Genomic DNA, 19210 nt, shown 5'->3' with positions numbered 1-19210 from the left:
ATGTGTGGCATCGCAGGCACTTACCGATGGCCGGACGGAAAGGTCGTGACCGACCGGCTCACCGACACCCTCGCACACCGTGGCCCGGACGGCGCGGGCCGCTACGGCCACCCCGTCGGTGACGGCGAAGTACAGCTCGGGCACCGCCGGCTGGCCATCATCGACCTGTCCGGGACCGGCGCCCAGCCGATGGTCTCGGACGGCCTCGCCCTGACGTACAACGGCGAGCTGTACAACGCGCCCGAGCTGCGTGCCGAGTTGGCAGCCACCGGTGTGCGCTTCCGCGGTACCTCCGACACCGAGGTACTCCTTGAGGCCTGGCGGCGCTGGGGCACGGACTGCCTGCCCCGACTGCGCGGCATGTTCGCGTTCGGCATCTTCGACGAGCGAACCGGTGACCTGGTGCTCGCCCGCGACCAGCTCGGCATCAAGCCGCTGTTCCTGCTCCGGCGCGGCGAGGGCCTGATGTTCGCCTCCGAGCTCAAGGCGCTCGCCGCCGCGACCGGCGGGTCGCTGGAGGTGGACCATGCGGCGCTGGTGGCCTCACTGCTGTACTACTGGGTGCCCGACTCGCGCTGCGCGTTCCGCGAGGCGGAGAAGCTGCCGCCGGGGAGCTGGCTGAGGTGCCGGCCCGACGGCCGGGTGGAGCGCGGCCAGTACTGGAACCTCCGGGACATCGCCGCCGAGGGCCGGGAGCGGGCCCGAGCCGGCGAGCAGCCGGACCTGGCCGCCGTCGTGGAGGAGTCGACCCGGCGCCACCTGCTCTCCGACGTACCCGTGGCGACCTTCCTCTCCGGCGGCCTCGACTCCAGCTACCTGACCGCGCTGGCGGCCCGCCACCAACCAGGGATCTCCGCCTACACGATCGGCTTCCGCGCCGAGGACGCCAAGTTCGAGGCGATGCCGGACGACCTGCGCTACGCCCGGCAGGTGGCCGAGCGGTTCGGCGTCGACCTGCACGAGATCGAGATCGCCCCGAACGTACTCGACCTGCTGCCGCAGATGACGTACCACCTGGACGAGCCGATCGGCGACCCCGCCGCGATCAACACGTATCTGATCTGCATGGCCGCCCGGGAGGCCGGGGTCAAGGTGATGCTCTCGGGGATGGGCGCCGACGAGCTGTTCGCGGGGTACCGCAAGCACCTGGCCAACCTGCTCGCGCTGCGCTACCAGCGCGTCCCGCGACCCCTGCGGCGCGGAGTGTCCGGGGTCGTGGACCGGCTGCCGGTCGCCACGTCCCGCCGGGGGTACCGGTCGGTGCGCTTCGCGAAGCGGTTCCTCTCCTTCGCCGAGCTGCCGGAGGAGACCGCGTTCCGGCGCAGCTACACCATGTACGACCAGGACGAGCTGCTCGCCCTGCTCGATCCGGACCTGGCCGGGACGGTCGACGACGTGCTGACCGAACATGCGGACGTCTACCAGGACAACGACCTCGAGGACTTCGTCAACCGCATGTGCCTGACCGACGCCCGGATGTTCCTGCCGGGCCTGAACCTCGCCTACACGGACCGGTCGAGCATGGCCGCGTCGACCGAGGTACGGGTGCCGTACGTGGACGTCGAAGTGGTCAAGGCGGCGTTCGCCGTGCCCGGCGATCGCAAGATCGTCGGACGGCAGGGCAAGGCCGTCCTCAAGGAGGCGGCCACCTCGATCCTGCCCCGGGAGATCGTCTACCGGCCCAAGGGCCTGTTCAGCGCCCCGCTGCGCGCCTGGATGAGCCGGGACCTGGCACCGCTGGTGCGCGAGGTGGTCAACGACGGCGAGCTCGTCCGTTCCGGGCTCCTGCGCCGCGACGCGCTGGCGCGCATGGTCGCCGAGGACGCCGCCGGGCAGCAGGACTTCTCCAAGCATCTGTGGCACGTACTGACCCTCGAGTACTGGTATCGCGACGCGACCTCCGGGTCCGGCCAGAGCACTCGGTTGACGGCTTAGGAATCAGGAGTTCGGGTGAAGCAGGTCGTACAGAACTACAAGAGCGGCGAGCTGGCGGTGCTCGACGTGCCGGAGCCGGGGTGCAAGCCGGGCGGTGTGCTGGTCCGCAGCGCCTTCTCGCTGATATCCACCGGAACCGAGCTCATGAAGGTGTCCGAGGCCGGCATGTCGATGCTGGGCAAGGCCCGCTCCCGGCCGGACCAGGTGGCCAAGGTCATGCAGAGCGTGGCCACCAACGGGGTGCCCGCCACCTACCGCAAGGTGATGGGCAAGCTGGACTCCTACACGCCGCTGGGCTACTCGCTGTGCGGGGTGGTCGAGCAGGTTGGCACCGGGATCGACGACGTGAAGGTCGGCGACCTCGTGGCCTGCGCCGGCAACGAGCACGCGCTGCACGCCGAGCTGAACTGGGTGCCGAAGAACCTCTACGCCCCGGTGCCGGACGGCCTCGCGCCGCGCCACGCGGCCTTCGGCACCGTCGGGTCGATCGCGATGCAGGGCGTCCGCCAGGGCGAGCCGCAGCTCGGCGAGGTGGCGCTGGTCATCGGCCTCGGGCTGATCGGGCAACTGGTGGTGCAGCTCCTCGCCGCCGCGGGAGTCCGCGTGGTCGGAGCCGACCCCGACCCGGTGCGCTGCGAGCTCGCCGAGCGCCTGGGCGCCGCGGCCTGCGGCGATCCCGCGTCCGCGGCCGTGGAGGCGGCCGTCGCCGAACTCACTGGCGGGCACGGCGTGGACCAGGTGTTCCTGGCCGCCGGCGGTGGCAGCAACCAGCCCGTCGAGCTGGCCGCCCGGCTCTGCCGGGACCGCGGCCGGGTCGTCGACATCGGCAAGTGCCGCCTGGACCTGCCGTGGAACGCGTACTACGAGAAGGAACTCGACGTCCGCTTCTCGCGCTCGTACGGCCCCGGGCGCTACGACCCGGAGTACGAGCTCGAAGGGCGGGACTATCCGATCGGCTACGTGCGCTGGACCGAGCGCCGCAACCTGGCGTGCTTCCTCGATCTCCTCGCCCGCGGCAGCGTCGACGTGGAGCCCCTGGTCTCCCACATCGCCGAGTTCGACGACGCCGTCGAGACGTACCGGCGCCTGAAGGACGGCGAACTGAAGGCCGTGGCCGTGCTGTTCCGGTACCCCGAGCAGAAAGAGGAAGCGGGGGAGGCCGAGGTTCCGGCCGTCGCCGTGCCCGCGGTGAAGCGATCCGGCGGCAAGGCGCCCGCTCCGGCCCGGTCCGCCAAGGCTCCGGTGCGCCTCGCGTTCGTCGGCGCGGGAAACTACGCGACGTCGATGCTGCTGCCGCACCTGGCAGGGCGCGAAGGCGTCGAGTTGTCGACGGTCGTCACCACGACGGCGCTGTCCGCGGCCAACGCGCAGCGGAAGTTCGGCTTCGCCGAGGCGACCACCGATCTCGACGCCGTGCTCGGCGACAAGTCCATCGACGCGGTGTTCGTGGTCACCCGGCACAGCTCGCACGCCGAACTGACCCGGAGAGCGCTGCTGGCCGGCAAGACGGTGTTCGTGGAGAAGCCGTTGGCGCTCACCGAGGACGAGCTGGCCGGCGTACTCGCGGCGGTGGAGGAGTCCGGCAACGACCGGCTGCAGGTGGGCTTCAACCGCCGGTTCGCGCCGCTGCTGCAGGAGGCCAGGAAGCGGTTCGGCGCCCGGACCGGTCCGGCGAGCCTGCGCTACCTGGTCAACGCGGGCCGGCTGCAGCACGGCAGCTGGTACCTCCAACAGGGCACCGAGGGCTCGCGGTTCGCCGGTGAGGGCGGACACTTCATCGACACGGCGAGCTGGCTGCTGGATGCCGACCCGGTCTCGGTGTACGCGACAGCGGCGCCCGGCAACGAGGACCTACAGGTCGTCCTGCGCTACCCGGACGGGTCCACCGCCACCATCAGTTACGTCACCACCGGCGCGCCCGGTTTCCCCAAGGAGACGCTGGACCTCATCGCGGACGGCAAGGTGTTGCGGCTCGACGACTTCGTTCGTGCCTCGGTGTTTGCAGAAGGGGGGGTCGGCCGCAAGCGGTGGGTCAGTTCGCGGCTGCCCAAGGCCCGGGACAAGGGCCAGAACGCCGAGCTGGCCGCGTTCATCAAGGCCGTGCGGACCGGCGGGCCGATGCCGGTGCCGCTCGAGTCGCTGGTCGCGACCACGGCGGCCACACTCGCCGTGCAGGCCGGCCTGGTCGGCGGCGCGCCGGTGACGCTGGCGAGGGCGCGATGACCATGAGCGCGGGCTGGTACCTGCGGCGGCTGTCCCGGATGGGACCGCGGGAGGTCGGCGGCCGGGCGGGCGACGCGGTGCGCAGGCGGCGGTGGCGGTCGGCGCGGCCGGACTGCCCGAGCGTGACCGGCGCCCGGTTCACCGCGGTACTGCCCGCCGGGACGATCGCCGCGATACCTCCGGACGCCGCGAAGCGTCTCATCGCCGAGGCGGACCGGCTGATGTACGGGCACGTCGAGTATTTCGGGGTGGTCCGCGACGACCTGACCGACCCGGACTGGTGGTGCGACCCGAAGACCGGGCGCCGGGCTCCGTGGGGCTACGCCTTCGACGTGCCGTACCGGAACGAGGACGCGGTCGGGGACATCAAGCAGATCTGGGAGCTGTCCCGGCATCAGTACCTCACCGTGCTCGCCGCCGCCTACGCGATCACCGGGAACGAGCGGTACGCCGAGCGCGTGGCCGAGCACCTGCGGTCGTGGTGGGCGGCCAACCCACCGCTGCGCGGCGTGCACTGGATCAGCGGCATCGAGCTGGGCATCCGGCTGCTGTCCTGGGTGTGGATCCGCCGGCTGCTCGACGGCTGGCCGGGCGCGGCCGGGCTGTTCGAGGGCAACCCGGTGGCGCTGAACCAGATCTGGCACCACCAGCGCTGGCTGGCCGCCTTCCCCAGCCGGGGGTCTTCGGCGAACAACCACGTCATCGCCGAGGCCGCCGGGCAGTTCGCCGCAGCCTGCGCGTTCGGGTGGTTCCCCTCCTCGGCGCGTTGGCGAGCCGGCGCGCTGCGGTCGCTGGAGCGGCATCTGCGCGGCAACACCTTCGACTCCGGCCTCAACCGCGAGCTGGCCACCGAGTATCACGGACTTGTGCTGGAGCTCGGCCTGGCCGCGGTGGCCGAGGCGGATGCCGCCGACGTGCCGGTCCCCGCGTCGATCCGGCTGGTGCTGCTGCGGATGACCGACGCGCTCGCGGCCGTCGTGGACAGCCGGCTACGGCCGCCGCGCCAGGGGGACGCGGACGACGGACACGGTCTGGTCGTGGACGGCGCGGGCACCGACCGCTGGGCCTCGCTGCTGGCCACCGGCGACGCCGTGTTCGGCCGGCTCGCATGGTGGCCGGCGGTGACCGGCACCGATGTGCGCACCCCGCTGCTGGCAGCGCTCATCCGGCCGTACTCGGAAAGTGGAACAGCACCGGCCGTGACCCGCCCGGCAAGCCGCCCGGCCCATTTCGCCGACGCGGGGCTCACCATCCTGCGCGGTCCGGGAGAGATCTGGTGCCGCTGCGACGGTGGTCCGCACGGCTTCCTGTCCATCGCCGCGCATGCCCACGCGGACGCGCTGTCCGTGGAGGTCCGGCACGACGGGGTCGACGTGCTCGCCGACCCGGGGACGTTCTGCTACCACGGGCAACCCGAGTGGCGGCAGTACTTCCGGTCGACCCTCGGCCACAACACCCTGCAACTGGACGGCAGTGACCAGTCCGTCTCCGGCGGCCCGTTCCTGTGGACCCGGCAGGCCCGCAGCCGCGTCCTGGTCGCGGACGCATCCGACGAGGGTGTGGCCCGCTGGTGTGCTGAGCACGACGGTTACCGGAGCTCCGTGCACCGCCGCCGGGTGGAACTGACGGCCGCAGCCAAGGAGCTGAAGGTGGTGGACGAGGTGCGCGGCCCGAGCGGGGCCGTGCAACTGGCGTTCCACCTCGGCCCGGCGATCGCCGCGGACCTGGCGGACAACCGGGCCGTGCTCACCTGGACCCGGGACGGCGAGGACCGCTCCGCGGAGCTCGACCTGCCCGGGCAGCTGTCCTGGCGGGCGCATCGCGGCGAGACCGACCCGCCGTTGGGCTGGTACTCCGCCGGCTTCGGGCGCAAGGAACCCACCACCACGCTGGTCGGCACCGGCTTCGCCGATGGCGCGGAGGGGTTCACCACCGTCCTCAGGTTCCGCGGCTAGGGGGGCGCGTGGGGATCAAGAGGCGGCACTGGGCGTTGGCGGTGGCACCGCTGGCGCTGGCCCTGCTGGCGACGACCGGCTGTGAGAGCACTTCGGGAACCAAGTCGGAGTCGAAGGCCGCGCCATCCACGTCCGCCACGTCCGCGGCCCGATCCGTGGCCCGGGTGTGTGCCAAGCCCGCGGCCGGGCCGGCGAAGGCACCGGCGGGCGCGGTGACGGTCGACCCCGCGGTGGTCGGTGACCTGGCGGCGAAGACCAAGAGCAGCCCGCCGAACACCACGTTCTGGCTCAAGCCGGGCAAGCACAGGCTCGACCCGGACCGCTACGCCCAGGTCATCCCGAAGGAGGGGGACCGCTACCTCGGTGCGCCGGGCGCCGTGCTCGACGGCCGGGAGAAGAACCAGTACGCGTTCGCCGGCAGCGCCCGCGACGTCGCCATCCGCTACCTGACCGTGCAACGTTTCGTGGCGCCGCCCGACGAAGGCGTGGTCAACCATGACTCGGCCGACGGGTGGGTGATCGAGCACGCGACAATCCAGGACAACTCCGGCGCCGGGCTGATGGCCGGTGCCCGCCAGCAGGTCCGCGCCAGCTGCCTGCGCGACAACGGCCAATACGGCATGAACGCATATAAAGCCAACGGCCGCATCACCGGCCTGGTGGTCGAGGGCAACGAGATCGTGGGCAACAACACCGGCGACTGGGAGCGGCGGCGCAAGGGCTGCGGCTGCACGGGAGGCATCAAGTTCTGGGCTGTCAACGGCGCCGACGTACGCGGCAACTGGGTGCACGACAACCGCGGAACCGGGTTGTGGGCGGACACCAACAACAACGACTTCCGCATCGAGAACAACGTGCTCGAGGACAACGACGGTGCCGCGCTGATCTACGAGATCAGCTACAACGCGGTCATCCGGAACAACACGATCCGGCGGAACAACTGGGTCGAGGGCCGAAAGGGAGCCGACAGCGGCGACACCTTTCCGCTCGCGACCGTCTACCTGTCCGAGTCCGGCGGCGAACCACGGATCCGAGCCCGCACGGACAAGATCGAGATCTACGGGAACGTGTTGGAGAACAACTGGTCCGGGATCACCCTGTGGGAAAACGCCGACCGGTTCTGCAACAGCCCGGCCAACACCTCGTCAGGTGACTGCACGTTGCTCGTGAAGAAGACGAACCGCTGCGTACGGCCGGCGATCGCCAAGGCACCCCTCTACTCCGACTGCCGATGGAAGACCCAGTGGGTGGACATCCACGACAACCGCTTCGTGCTCGACGAGTCCGTCGTCAAGTGCACGGAGATGTGCGACCGCATGGCGGTGCTGTCCAACTACGGCACCTATCCGGACTGGTCCCCGTACCACGGCGAAGGGGTGGCCGACGCCATCACCGAGGAGCAGCACAACCGCTGGCACGACAACGTCTACGTCGGGCCGTGGAAGTTCGTCGCCGAGGACCAGAGCCGGGTGCTCGACTTCGGGCAGTGGCAGGCGACGCCGTACCAGCAGGACAAGGGCAGCACCCTCGACCTACAGGCCGGTGGTTGAGATGGGTGAGAACCTGACGCGCGGACCGGACACGGCGGGGACGCTGCCCGGCGCCGAACCGCGCCCGGCCGGCACACCGAAGACCGTCGGGATCGCCTGGGGGCTGCTGGTCCTCAACACGCTCGGCTCCGCCGGAGCGAAGACCATCGTCCCGCTGCCCCGCTCCCTCATCCAGATGGTCACCATGGGCTCGCTGGTCGCCGCGTTCGCGCTGGCCCTCGTGGTCAACCAGCGGGTGCGCATCAGAGCCAGCGCCTACGTGCTGCTGCTCACCCTGCTGCTGGTGTCCAGCGCGATCTCCAGCGCGAGCCTGGAGTCCGGGACGGGCGCGCTGTTCCGCTGCTTCCGGCTGACTCTCTTCGTCGGCACCCTGTGGCTGCTCAGCCGCTGGTGGGACGGCAGCCTCACGTTCGTCCGCCACCACATCCGGGCGTACTTCGCGGTCCTCGGCTCGGTGGCCCTCGGCCTGGTCGTCTCCCCGGGCAAGGCCCTGCCCGACCTCTACGGCGGACGCCTCGTCGGCGCGCTGTGGCCGCTCACCCCGCCGCAGATCGGGCAGTACGCGGCGGTGATCATCGGGCTCACCGTGCTGCTCGTCATCGGCAGGCGGACCGACCGGACCAGCGCCGTGCTGGTCATCGTGCCGTCGCTGGTGCTGCTCGCGCTGACCCACACCCGGACAGCCACGCTCGGCCTGCTGCTCGGGCTGGCGCTGGCGATCGGCTCGCTCGTCCTGACCAGCGCCGCGGCCCGCCGGTTCTTCACCTGGGCCGTGCTGTGCTCGGTGGTGGCCGCGGTCGGCTTCGCCTCCGCGCTGCAGACCTGGTTCCTGCGCGGACAGAGCCAGGAGAACTTCTCCAGTCTCACCGGCCGGGCCAAGGTCTGGAACGCCCTGCTGGCCGAGCCCCGGTCCACCTCGGAGAAGCTGTTCGGAGTGGGCCTGGGAGACAAGTCGTTCGGCGGGCTGCCGATCGACAACAGCTGGCTGGCCGTCTACAACGAGCAGGGCCTGATCGGTGTCACCCTCGTCGCGGTGATCATCGTCGTGCTGGGCGGCGTCGCGCTGCTGCGCCCGCCGTCCCTGCAGCGGGCCTGCGCGATCTTCCTGATCAGCTACTGCGCGATCGCGTCGTACACCGAGGCCGGCCTCGGCGACGCCTCGCCGTATCTGCTCCATCTGGCCCTGGCCGCCTCGCTGTTGGCGGCCCCCGCCCAGGCCGCTCCGCTCGCGCTGCCCGAAGCCCCTCGACGGCACGTCCCGCGCTGGGCCCGTAGATCGGAGGTGACCTGACCATGCACGTCCTCGTGGTGCACAACCGCTACGCCTCGGCGCAGCCGAGCGGGGAGAACAAGGTCGTCGACCAGGAGGTGGAGCTGCTGCGCGCGGCCGGCCACCGGGTCGAGGTGTTCGAGCGGCGCAGCGACGACATCGCCGCCCGGTCCCTCCTCGGCAAGGTCGCCGTGCCGCTCCTCGTGCCGTGGAATCCGGGGGTGCGCACGGAGCTCGCCGCCCGGCTGCGCGCCGAGCGGCCGGACGTGGTGCACGTCCACAACGTCTTCCCGCTCCTGTCGCCCGCGGTCCTGGCCGCGTGCGCCGACGCCGGTGTGCCCGCCGTCGCCACGCTGCACAACTACACCCAGGTGTGCCCACCCGGCACGCTCCAGCGGGACGGCCGACCGTGCACCGAGTGTGTCGGGTCGACGCCGCTGCCCGCCGTCCGGCACGGCTGCTACCGCAACTCGCGCCTCGCGACGGTGCCGCTCGCGGTCAGCCTGTCGGTCAACCGGCGGCGCTGGTGGTCCGGGGTGGAGCGGTTCCTCTGTATCTCCGCGGCGCAGCGCGACGTCCTGGTGCGGGCCGGCATGCCGGCCGAACGGCTGGCGGTGAAGCACAACTTCGTGCCCGAACCGGACACCCGCCGGGAAGGCGGGGGAGAGCAGTTGCTCTATCTCGGCCGGCTCGCGGAGGCCAAGGGCGTGCGGCTGCTCATGGCCGCGTGGGACGAGGTCGCGGCGAGCGGTGGTGTGGGCGTCCCGCTCGTGATCGCCGGCACGGGGCCGCTGGAGCGAGAGGTGACCGCCTGGGCGGAGGGCCGGGACGACGTGCGCTACGTCGGTCTGCTGGACCCGGCGGAGTGCCGAAAGGCCATCGCGGGATCGGTAGCCGTGGTGGCTCCCTCGACATGGCTGGAGGCGTTCGGTCTGGTGGTCGTGGAGGCGATGGCGGCCGGGGTCCCGACCGTCGCCGCTGGTCACGGTGCCTTCGTCGAACTCGTCGAGGACGGCGTCACCGGGCTGCTGCACCAGCCGGGCGAGCCCGCCTCGCTCGCGTCCTGCATACGCCGGATCGCCGCCGAGCCGGCCCGCAACCGGGAGATGGGCCGGGCGGCCCGGCGCCGTTACGAGCAGGGGTTCAGCCCGGCCGTCGGCCTTGAGCGCCTGGTGGAGGAGTACCGCACCGCGATCGCGGGTCGGTCAGCACTGGCTCGCGATGGGGACACCCGCGCGAGCAGGGGGGATGGGGACAGCAGATGACACGATGCCGACTCTGCGGCTCGGAAGCGATGGCGAGCGTCGTCGACCTGGGGGCGACCCCGCCGTGTGAGAGCTTTCTCGCCGCGGACCAACTGGACCTGCCGGAGCCGGCGTACCCGCTGCACCTGCGGGTCTGCACCGACTGCTGGCTGGCGCAGATACCGCCGCTGATCACGCCGGAGGAGACGTTCAAGGAGTACGCGTACTTCTCCTCGTTCTCGACCTCCTGGGTGGAGCACGCGCGCACGTTCGTCGACGGCGCCGTACAGCGCCTCGACCTCGGCCCCGACGCCTTCGTGGTCGAGGTCGCGAGCAACGACGGGTACCTGCTGCGGCACGTGGTGGACCGGGGGATCCGCTGCCTGGGCATCGAGCCCTCGGTGAACGTCGGTGCCGCGGCGCGGGATGCGGGTGTGCCCACGCTCACCGAGTTCCTGGACCCGGCCACCGGCAACGCCGTCCGCGCCGAGCACGGCCCGGCGGACCTGGTCGTGGCCAACAACGTGTACGCGCACATCCCCGACGTGGTCGGGTTCACCCAGGGGCTGCGCGCCCTGGTCGCCGACGACGGTTGGGTCTCCATCGAGGTGCAGCACCTGCTGACCCTGATCGAGGAGAACCAGTACGACACGATCTACCACGAGCACTTCCAGTACTACACGGTCGCGTCCGCGACCCGAGCCCTTGCGAGCGGCGGACTCGCGCTCGTGGACGTCGAGTTGCTGCCCACGCACGGCGGCTCCATCCGGCTGTGGGCCCGGCCGGCCGAGGTGGCCGGCGAGCCGACCCGGCGGGTGGCCGACGTGCTGGCCCGGGAGAAGGTCGCCGGGCTGCAGGAGCTGTCCGGGTACACCGAGTTCTCCGCTCGGGTGGCCAAGGTGCGCCGGGATCTGCTGCGGTTCCTCATCGAGGCGGCCGAGCGCGGCGAGACGGTCGTCGGCTACGGCGCCCCGGGCAAGGGCAACACCCTGCTCAACCACTGCGGTATCCGGCCCGACCTGCTCGCGTACACGGTCGACCGCAACCCGTACAAGCACGGCAGGTTCACCCCCGGCACCCGCATCCCGATCCTGCCGCCCGAGCAGATAGCCGCCGACAAGCCGGACTACGTCCTCGTCCTCCCGTGGAACCTGCGGGCCGAGCTGGTCGAGCAGCTGTCCTTCGTGCACGACTGGGGCGGCCGGCTGGTCTTTCCGATCCCGGAACTGAGCATTGTCGAGGTCAAGTCATGAAGGTCGTTCTGTTCTGCGGCGGTTACGGGATGCGCATGCGCAACGGAGCCTCCGACGACGTGCCCAAGCCGATGGCGATGGTCGGGCCGCGACCGCTGATCTGGCACGTCATGCGCTACTACGCGCACTTCGGGCACACGGAGTTCATCCTGTGCCTCGGCTACGGGGCTCACCACATCAAGAACTTCTTCCTCAACTACGAGGAGACGACGTCCAACGACTTCGTGCTGCGGGACGGGCGGACCGAGCTGCTGTCCACCGACATCGCGAACTGGACGATCACGTTCGCGCAGACCGGCATCGAGTCGCCGATCGGGGAGCGGCTGCGCCGGGTGCGGCACCACCTGGACGGTGACGAGATGTTCCTCGCCAACTACGCCGACGTGCTCACCGATGCCCCGCTGCCGGAGATGATCGACCGGTTCGCCCGGCGCGACGCCGGGGCGTCGATGATGGTGGTGCCGCCGCAGTCCTCGTTCCACTGCGTGGAACTGGGCGAGGACGGCCTGGTGGGGGGCATCACCGCGGTGAGCGAACTGCCGCTGTGGGAGAACGGCGGCTACTTCGTGCTCCGCCAGGAGGTCTTCGACCACATACCGGAGAACGGGGACCTGGTCGCCGACGGATGTGCCCAACTGGCCAAGCGCGGGCGGCTGGTGGCGCACCAGCACCGCGGCTTCTGGAAGCCGACCGACACCGTGAAGGAGCGGGCCGCGCTCGACGACGCCTACGCCCAAGGCGACCGCCCGTGGGCCGTGTGGGAACGGGACGGCGCGGGGGCGAACGCAGGAGTGGGGACCGCATGATCCAGCTCAACGCCGGGCGCCTGGACCGGATCGTCGCAGTGGGCGCGCACTGCGACGACATCGCCATCGGCGCCGGCGGCACGCTGCTGACGCTGTGCCTCGCGCGGCCGGGTATCCGCGTCGACGCGCTGGTGCTCTCCGGCGGTGGCAGCGAGCGGGAGCAGGAGGAGCAGGCCGCGCTCGCCGCCTTCTGCCCGGGTGCCGACCTGCGGCTGACCGTGCTCAAGCTGCCGGACGGCCGGATGCCCGCGCACTGGGAGGAGGCCAAGGCCGCGGTCGAGGAACTGCGCGAGCGGACCGAGCCGGATCTGCTCCTCGCCCCGCGCACCGATGACGCGCACCAGGACCACCGCGGCCTGGCACAGTTGCTGCCCACCGCATTCCGTGACCACCTCGTGCTCGGCTACGAGATCGTCAAGTGGGACGGCGATCTCGGCCGCCCGGCGGCGTACCAGCCGCTGTCGCCGGAGATCGCCGAACAAAAGGTGCGGCTGCTGCAGGAGCACTACCCCTCGCAACGGCACCGGCCCTGGTACGACCGGGAGGTCTTCCTCGGCCTTGCACGAATCCGCGGGATCGAATGCCACGAGCGCTACGCCGAGGCGTTCGCCGTCACCAAACTCACGCTCAATCTGGGGGACTGAACTTTGCGCGTACTGCTGACCGGACACCAGGGCTACCTGGGCACCGTGATGGCCCCGGTCCTCGCGGCCGCCGGCCACGAGGTCGTCGGCCTCGACGCCGGCCTGTTCGCCGACTGCGTCCTCGGCCCGACGCCCGCGGACCCGCCGGGGGAGCGGATCGACCTGCGCGACGTCACGGCCGAACACGTGGCCGGGGTGGACGCTGTGATCCACCTGGCCGCGCTGTCCAACGACCCGCTGGGATCGCTGGCGCCGGAACTCACCTACGACATCAACCACCACGCGTCCGTCCGCCTTGCGCGGCTGGCCCGCGACGCCGGAGTGCGGCGCTTCCTGTACGCGTCGACCTGCTCGGTCTACGGCGCCTCCGGCGGCGACGACCTGGTGGCCGAGGACGCCCCGCTGCGCCCGGTGACGCCGTACGCGGAGTCGAAGGTGCGGGTGGAGGACGACCTGCACGCGCTGGCTGACGGCGACTTCACCCCGGTGTTCATGCGCAACGCCACCGCCTTCGGCTACTCGCCCCGGCTGCGCGCCGACATCGTGCTGAACAACCTGGTGGGCCACGCGCTCCTGTCCGGCGAGGTGTTGGTGCTCTCCGACGGCACCCCCTGGCGCCCGCTGGTGCACGCCGCCGACATCGCACGCGCCTTCGCGGCCGCGCTGACCGCGCCGCGCGCAGCCGTTCACGACCGGGCGTTCAACATCGGCAGCGAGATCAACAACGTCACGGTCGCCGAGATCGCCGAGCAGGTCGCCGAGGCAGTGTCCGGCGCGAAGGTGGTGATCACCGGGGAGAACGGTGCCGATCCGCGGTCGTACCGGGTGGACTTCTCCCGGTTCCGCGCCGCGATTCCCGGCTTCGACTGCGAGTGGACGGTGAAGCAGGGCGCGCTCGAACTCGCCGACGCCTACCAGAAACACGGGCTGACCCGGGAGGACTTCGAACGACGCTTCACCCGCCTGGCCGTGCTGCGCGCGGCGACCGACGCCGGCACCGTCGACCACACTCTGCGGTGGCGCCGATGACCGACGCCGGCGAAGAGATGTACGCGCTGGTGGAGCGGCTGTACCCGCTCTGCCGGAGCATCACCGGCGACGGTGTGCGCGCCACCCTGGAGATCGTCGGCGAGTACCTCCCGCTCCAGGTGCACGAGGTGCCGACCGGGACGCAGGTGCTCGACTGGACGGTGCCGCAGGAGTGGAACATCCGGGACGCGTACATCGCCGACACAGCCGGCCACCGGGTCGTCGACTTCGCCGCGTCCAGCCTGCACGTGCTCGGCTACAGCGTGCCGGTGTCGGCAACCATGCCGCTGGCCGAGCTGCGCGAACACCTGCACACCCTGCCGGACCACCCGTCCTGGGTGCCGTACCGCACCAGCTACTACAAGCCGGAATGGGGGTTCTGCCTGGCCCAGGACACCTTGGACGCGCTGCCGGACGGCGAGTACGAGGTACGCATCGACTCCACACTGGCCGATGGCCACCTCACCTACGCCGAGCACGTGGTCCCCGGGCAGATCGCCGACGAGGTGATCGTCTCCTGCCACGTCTGCCACCCGTCGCTGGCCAACGACAACCTGGCCGGCATCGCGGTGGCGACGTTCCTGGCCCGGGCGCTGGCGGAGGAGAAGCCGTACTACACCTACCGGTTCATCTACGCGCCCGGCACCATCGGGGCGATCACCTGGCTGGCCCGCAACGCGGAGCGGGTGCAGCGGGTCAAGCACGGCCTCGTGCTGGCCTGCGCCGGGGACCCGGGCCAGTTGACGTACAAGCGGAGCAGGCGCGGCGACGCGGAGATCGACCGGGTGATGCGGCACGTGCTGGCCGCGTCCGAACGCCCGCACCACGTCAACGAGTTCACTCCGTACGGCTACGACGAGCGGCAGTTCTGCTCGCCAGGGTTCGATCTCGGCGTGGGCTCACTCACCCGGACCCCGTACGCCGGCTACCCCGAGTACCACACCTCGGCGGACAACCTGGACTTCGTCTCCCCGGAGGCGATGGTGGACACCCTTGCAGTCTGCCGCGAGGCGTTCGCCGTCCTCGACCGCAACCGGCGGTACCTCAACCTCAGCCCCTACGGCGAACCACAGCTGGGCCGACGCGGGTTGTACGACGCGCTCGGCGGCCGCAGCGACACGAAGCAGGCCCAGATGGCCATGCTCTGGGTGCTCAACCTCTCCGACGGCGAGCACAGTCTGCTGGACGTCGCCGAGCGGTCCGGGCTGCCCTTCGACACCGTCGCCGCCGCGGCCGGCGCCCTGTGCAGCGCCGAATTGATCAAGGCATGACGTCGATGACCACCGAGGGGGAGAATCCGCAGACAACGGCGCCACCGGCCGGATCCGCCAGGCGGGCCCTCGTCGGCAGGCTGTCCTGGGGACTGGCCGACCAGGCGGCCTCCAGCGTGAGCAACTTCGCGGTGGGCATCTACGTGGCCCGCTCGCTGGGGGTGACCGCGTTCGGCGTGTTCAGCCTCGCCTGGGTGACGTACGGCGTGGTGCTCAACGTCTCCCGCGGGCTGGCCACCGACCCGCTCGTGGTGCGCTTCAGCGGCGTGCCGGACGCGTCCTGGCGCGGGGCCGTGGCCCGGTCGACGGGTACCGCACTCGGCGTCGGTGGCGCCCTCGGCGCGGTGTGTCTGGTGGCCGGGCTCGGCCTCGGCGGCCGGGTGGGGCCCGCGTTCGCCGCCCTTGGCGTCATGTTGCCGGGGCTGCTGCTCCAGGACGCCTGGCGGTTCTCGTTCTTCGCCAACGGCGCCGGGCGGAAGGCGTTCGTCAACGACGTCGTGTGGGGAATCGCGCTCGTACCGGCCATGGTGGTGGCGGCCCGGGTGGGCAGCGTGGCCGCTTTCGTGCTCGCCTGGGGCGCGTCCGCCACGGTGGCGGCGGGGTACGGCTACCTCCAGTCCGGCATCCGGCCCGGGATGACCGAGGCACGCGGCTGGCTTCGCGAGCAGCGCGACCTCGGCTACCGGTACCTGGTCGAGAACGTCAGCCTCAGCGGCGCCAGCCAACTGCGGGCGTACGGGCTCGGCGCGATCGTCGGGGTCAGTGCGGTGGGTGCGGTGCGGGGCGCCGAACTCCTGCTCGGCCCGTTCCTCGCCGTGCTGATGGGGCTCTCGCTGGTCACCGTTCCGGAGGCGGCACGGGTACTGCGGCAGGCACCGCAGCGGCTCGGCAGGTTCTGCCTCCTTCTGGGCGGGGGACAGGCCGCCGGCGCGCTGCTCTGGGGCACGTCACTGCTGCTGATGCCCGACCGGCTCGGCGAGCTGGTGCTCGGCGACGTCTGGCACTCCTCCTCGCAGCTCATCGTGCAGATCACCCTCAGCGTCGCGGGAGCGGGCCTCGGCACCGGCGCGGCGGCGGGGCTGCGCGCTCTCGGCGCGGCCCGGCGCAGCCTGCGCTCCCAACTGTTCGCCTCCGCCTGCTACGTCGGCGGCGGGCTCGGCGGGGCAGCCCTCGCCGGCACGGCCGGCTCGGCCTGGGGCGTCGCCGCCGCGACCATCAGTGGCTCGGCCGTGTGGTGGCTGCAACTGCGCTCCGCCCTGCGCGAGCGCCGCCGCGATCCCATCCCCGAAGTGAGGACCTCATGACCGACCGACCGAGGCTGAGCATCGGCCTGCCCGTGTACAACGGCGAGGAGTACCTGGCCGAGTCGCTGGACGCCCTGCTCGGCCAGACCTACGAGGACTTCGAGCTGGTCATCTCCGACAACGCCTCGACCGACGCGACCCAGGACATCTGTGCCAAGTACGCCGCGCAGGACTCACGCATCCGGTACCTCCGGCTGCCCCGCAACATCGGCGCCACGCCGAACCACAACCATGTGTTCGCCGAGTCCCGCGGCGAACTGTTCAAGTGGGCCTCGCACGACGACCTGTACGGCCGCGACCTGCTGCGGCGCTGCGTGGAGGCGCTGGACGAGCGGCCGGACGTGATCCTCGCGCACACCGACCAGGCGGTCATCGACGGCGACGGCCAGGTGAAGGTCCCCTACGAGTACACGCTCGCCACCGACTCACCGCACGCGCCGGAGCGCTTTCGCAGTCTGCTGTTCGAGCCCGGGGGCGACGACTTCTACGGGGTCATGCGGGCCGACATGCTGCGCCGGGTGAAACCGATGGACAGCTACCACCACGCGGACCGCACGTTCGTCGCCGAGATCACCCTGCACGGGCCCTTCCACCAGGTGCCGGAGTTGCTGTACTTCCGCCGCGACCACCCCACCCGCGCCGAACGGGCGAACCCCTCCAAGCGCGCCCGGTGCGTCAACCTGGACCCGCGCCGGGCAGGCCCGCTGCACCCGACGCCCCGGCTGCTCGCCGAGTACGTCTGGGGCTTCGCCTCGGCGATCCGGCGGGCGCCGCTGTCCCCGGCCGACCGGCGCGCCTGCTACCGCCACCTGGCCGCGTGGATGACCAGCCGGGTCCGGCCCGGCGCCGGCGAGCGGGTCGAGGACCGCGCCCCGGTCGACCCGGCCCAGCTCACGGTCTCCGTCGACGCCCTCGTCGCCGGCCGCGAGGGGAGGCACGCATGACGTCCGGGGGCGAAACTCCGGTGCGCGTCGGGGTGTTCGGCCTGCTCGGCTCCGGCAACCTCGGCAACGACGGATCGCTGGAGGCCGTCCTCGGGTACCTCCGCGCCGAGCACCCGGAGGCGGTCGTGGACGCGCTGTGCGGCGGGCCCGAGGCCGTGACGACCCGGTTCGGGATCCCCGCCACGCGGCTGCACTGGAACCGCGCGGAGTACCGGACCGCGTCACGTGCGGGCGCGATCGCGGCCAAGGGGCTGGGCAAACTCGTCGACGTCTTCCGCACCGCCGCTTGGGTGCGCGGGCACGACGTGGTGATCGTGCCGGGCATGGGCGTCCTGGAGGCCACACTGCCGCTGCGGCCGTGGGGCTTCCCGTACTCGCTGTTCCTGCTCTGCGCGAGCGGCCGGCTGCTGCGTACCCGTGTCGCGCTGGTCAGCGTCGGCGCCGCCGAGATCGGCAACCGGCCCACCCGGGCTCTGGTGCGCTGGTCGGCGCGGCTGGCCGCGTACCGGTCGTACCGGGACGCCCAGTCCCGTGACGCGATGCGGTCGATGGGCGTGGACACCGCGTGCGACGAGGTCTACCCGGACCTCGCGTTCGCGCTGCCGGCGCCGCGGGCGAGCGTACCCTCGGGCCCGCCGGGCACGGTCTGCGTCGGCGTCATGGACTTCCACGGCGGCAACGACGACCGCGCCCGGGCCGAGGAGATCTACCGGCGCTATCTCGACGGGACGATCCGGTTCGTCCGCACGCTCGTCGAGGAGGGCAGGCCGGTCCGGCTGCTCACCGGCGACCAGTGCGATGCCTCGGTGGTCGCCGCGATCCTCGACGCGGTGGACTCACCGCTGGTCACCGCAGCCGAGCCGGCCTCACTGGCCGACCTGATGAACGAGATGGCGGCCGCCGACACCGTGGTGGCGGTCCGCTACCACAACCTGATCTGCGCGCTGAAGACCGGCACGCCGGTGCTCGCACTCTGCTATGCGGCGAAGAGCGACGCGCTCATGGACCGGATGGGGTTGGGCGCGTACTGCCACCCGGCCCGCGAGGTCGACGCCGACCGGCTCCTGGAGCAGTTCCGGGCACTGGAGAAGCGATCGGCCGAGCTGCGGCAGACCCTCACCGAGCGGAACCTGGCCGCGGCCCGGCAACTCGAGCACCAGTTCACCTCCCTGACCACGGCCCTGTTCCCCGCGACCGACCACGCCCACACCCTGCGGAAGGCTCCATGAAGGCGACCGAAGTCCCGGAGATCACCGGCGCGTACCTCTTCGAGCCGACGCCGTACGCCGACGAACGCGGCTTCTTCTGCCGCACCTTCGACGCCGACGTGGTCCGCTCGGTGGGCCTCGACCCGGACGCCTTCGTCCAGGACAGCCTGTCCCGCTCGGTCCGGGGCGTGCTGCGCGGCCTGCACCTGCGCTCCGGCGCCGGCGAGGCCAAGCTGGTGCGGTGCTCGTACGGGAGGATCTTCGACGTCGTCGTGGACCTGCGGCCGGACTCGCCGAGCTACCGCAACCGGGCCTTCTTCGAGCTGTCCGGCGAGACGCAGACGACCCTGTACATCCCGGCGGGGTGCGCGCACGGCTTCCAGGCGCTGACCGACACAGCCGACACCTCGTACCGGATCGATCGCCCGCACGATCCGGCCGAGGACGTGACGATCGCCTTCGACGACCCGGAGCTCGCCATTCCCTGGCCGCTGCCGATCACATGGATGTCCCAACGGGACCGGGAGGCGCCGAGCCTCGCCAAGGTCCTGCAGCACACAGAAAGTTGAGGCCG

Annotated in this window: 15 protein-coding genes; all 15 read left to right on the top strand. The window is 71.5% G+C overall.

Annotated features, from left to right (window positions below):
* The 15 genes from asnB to rfbC are packed head-to-tail and all read left to right on the top strand — an operon-like array spanning position 1 to position 19205.
* Complete coding sequence (asnB, locus tag OG568_RS51985; protein ID WP_329537089.1) at positions 1-1935, top strand: asparagine synthase (glutamine-hydrolyzing); 1935 nt, start codon at positions 1-3, stop codon at positions 1933-1935.
* A gap of 15 nt (positions 1936-1950) precedes the next feature.
* Positions 1951-4158 carry a bi-domain-containing oxidoreductase gene (locus tag OG568_RS51980; RefSeq protein ID WP_329537088.1) on the top strand — a complete coding sequence of 736 codons (2208 nt, stop codon included), beginning with the start codon at positions 1951-1953 and terminating at the stop codon, positions 4156-4158.
* A complete protein-coding gene (locus tag OG568_RS51975; RefSeq protein WP_329537087.1) occupies positions 4155-6113 on the top strand; it encodes an alginate lyase family protein in 1959 nt (652 codons plus the stop codon). The genes OG568_RS51980 and OG568_RS51975 overlap by 4 nt, the downstream gene beginning before the upstream one ends.
* 8 nt (positions 6114-6121) lie before the next feature.
* Positions 6122-7663: a right-handed parallel beta-helix repeat-containing protein gene (locus OG568_RS51970; protein WP_329537086.1), complete on the top strand. Its 1542-nt coding sequence runs from the start codon at positions 6122-6124 to the stop codon at positions 7661-7663.
* Position 7664: 1 nt separating this feature from the next.
* Entirely contained in the window at positions 7665-8954 is a 1290-nt protein-coding gene (locus OG568_RS51965; RefSeq protein ID WP_329537085.1) for an O-antigen ligase domain-containing protein, read from the top strand.
* 2 nt (positions 8955-8956) lie between these two features.
* Complete coding sequence (locus OG568_RS51960) at positions 8957-10198, top strand: glycosyltransferase (RefSeq protein WP_329537084.1); 1242 nt, start codon at positions 8957-8959, stop codon at positions 10196-10198.
* Entirely contained in the window at positions 10195-11430 is a 1236-nt protein-coding gene (locus OG568_RS51955) for a class I SAM-dependent methyltransferase (protein WP_329537083.1), read from the top strand. Before OG568_RS51960 ends, OG568_RS51955 begins: the two co-directional genes overlap by 4 nt.
* Positions 11427-12236 (top strand): glucose-1-phosphate cytidylyltransferase, encoded by an 810-nt coding sequence (locus OG568_RS51950; RefSeq protein ID WP_329537082.1) that lies wholly within the window; start codon positions 11427-11429, stop codon positions 12234-12236. Before OG568_RS51955 ends, OG568_RS51950 begins: the two co-directional genes overlap by 4 nt.
* The gene (locus tag OG568_RS51945) at positions 12233-12880 is read left to right on the top strand and encodes a PIG-L deacetylase family protein (RefSeq protein ID WP_329375336.1); all 648 of its coding nucleotides are present in this window, start codon (positions 12233-12235) and stop codon (positions 12878-12880) included. Before OG568_RS51950 ends, OG568_RS51945 begins: the two co-directional genes overlap by 4 nt.
* Positions 12881-12883: 3 nt before the next feature.
* Positions 12884-13909 (top strand): NAD-dependent epimerase/dehydratase family protein, encoded by a 1026-nt coding sequence (locus tag OG568_RS51940; protein ID WP_329537081.1) that lies wholly within the window; start codon positions 12884-12886, stop codon positions 13907-13909.
* Complete coding sequence (locus tag OG568_RS51935) at positions 13897-15180, top strand: DUF4910 domain-containing protein (RefSeq protein ID WP_329537080.1); 1284 nt, start codon at positions 13897-13899, stop codon at positions 15178-15180. The genes OG568_RS51940 and OG568_RS51935 overlap by 13 nt, the downstream gene beginning before the upstream one ends.
* The gene (locus OG568_RS51930) at positions 15177-16484 is read left to right on the top strand and encodes a hypothetical protein (RefSeq protein WP_329537079.1); all 1308 of its coding nucleotides are present in this window, start codon (positions 15177-15179) and stop codon (positions 16482-16484) included. Before OG568_RS51935 ends, OG568_RS51930 begins: the two co-directional genes overlap by 4 nt.
* The gene (locus OG568_RS51925; RefSeq protein ID WP_329537078.1) at positions 16481-17428 is read left to right on the top strand and encodes a glycosyltransferase family 2 protein; all 948 of its coding nucleotides are present in this window, start codon (positions 16481-16483) and stop codon (positions 17426-17428) included. Before OG568_RS51930 ends, OG568_RS51925 begins: the two co-directional genes overlap by 4 nt.
* Positions 17425-18657, top strand: coding sequence for a polysaccharide pyruvyl transferase family protein (locus OG568_RS51920; protein ID WP_329537077.1), 1233 nt, complete (start codon positions 17425-17427; stop codon positions 18655-18657). Before OG568_RS51925 ends, OG568_RS51920 begins: the two co-directional genes overlap by 4 nt.
* A complete protein-coding gene (gene rfbC, locus OG568_RS51915) occupies positions 18654-19205 on the top strand; it encodes a dTDP-4-dehydrorhamnose 3,5-epimerase (RefSeq protein ID WP_329537076.1) in 552 nt (183 codons plus the stop codon). The genes OG568_RS51920 and rfbC overlap by 4 nt, the downstream gene beginning before the upstream one ends.
* Positions 19206-19210: the final 5 nt, after the last annotated feature.

The sequence above is a fragment of the Streptomyces sp. NBC_01450 genome (genome assembly GCF_036227505.1).
Taxonomy (GTDB): Bacteria; Actinomycetota; Actinomycetes; order Streptomycetales; family Streptomycetaceae; genus Streptomyces.
The sequence above is the reverse complement of the archived record's forward strand: the minus strand, read 5'-3'. Positions and strand labels throughout refer to the sequence as shown.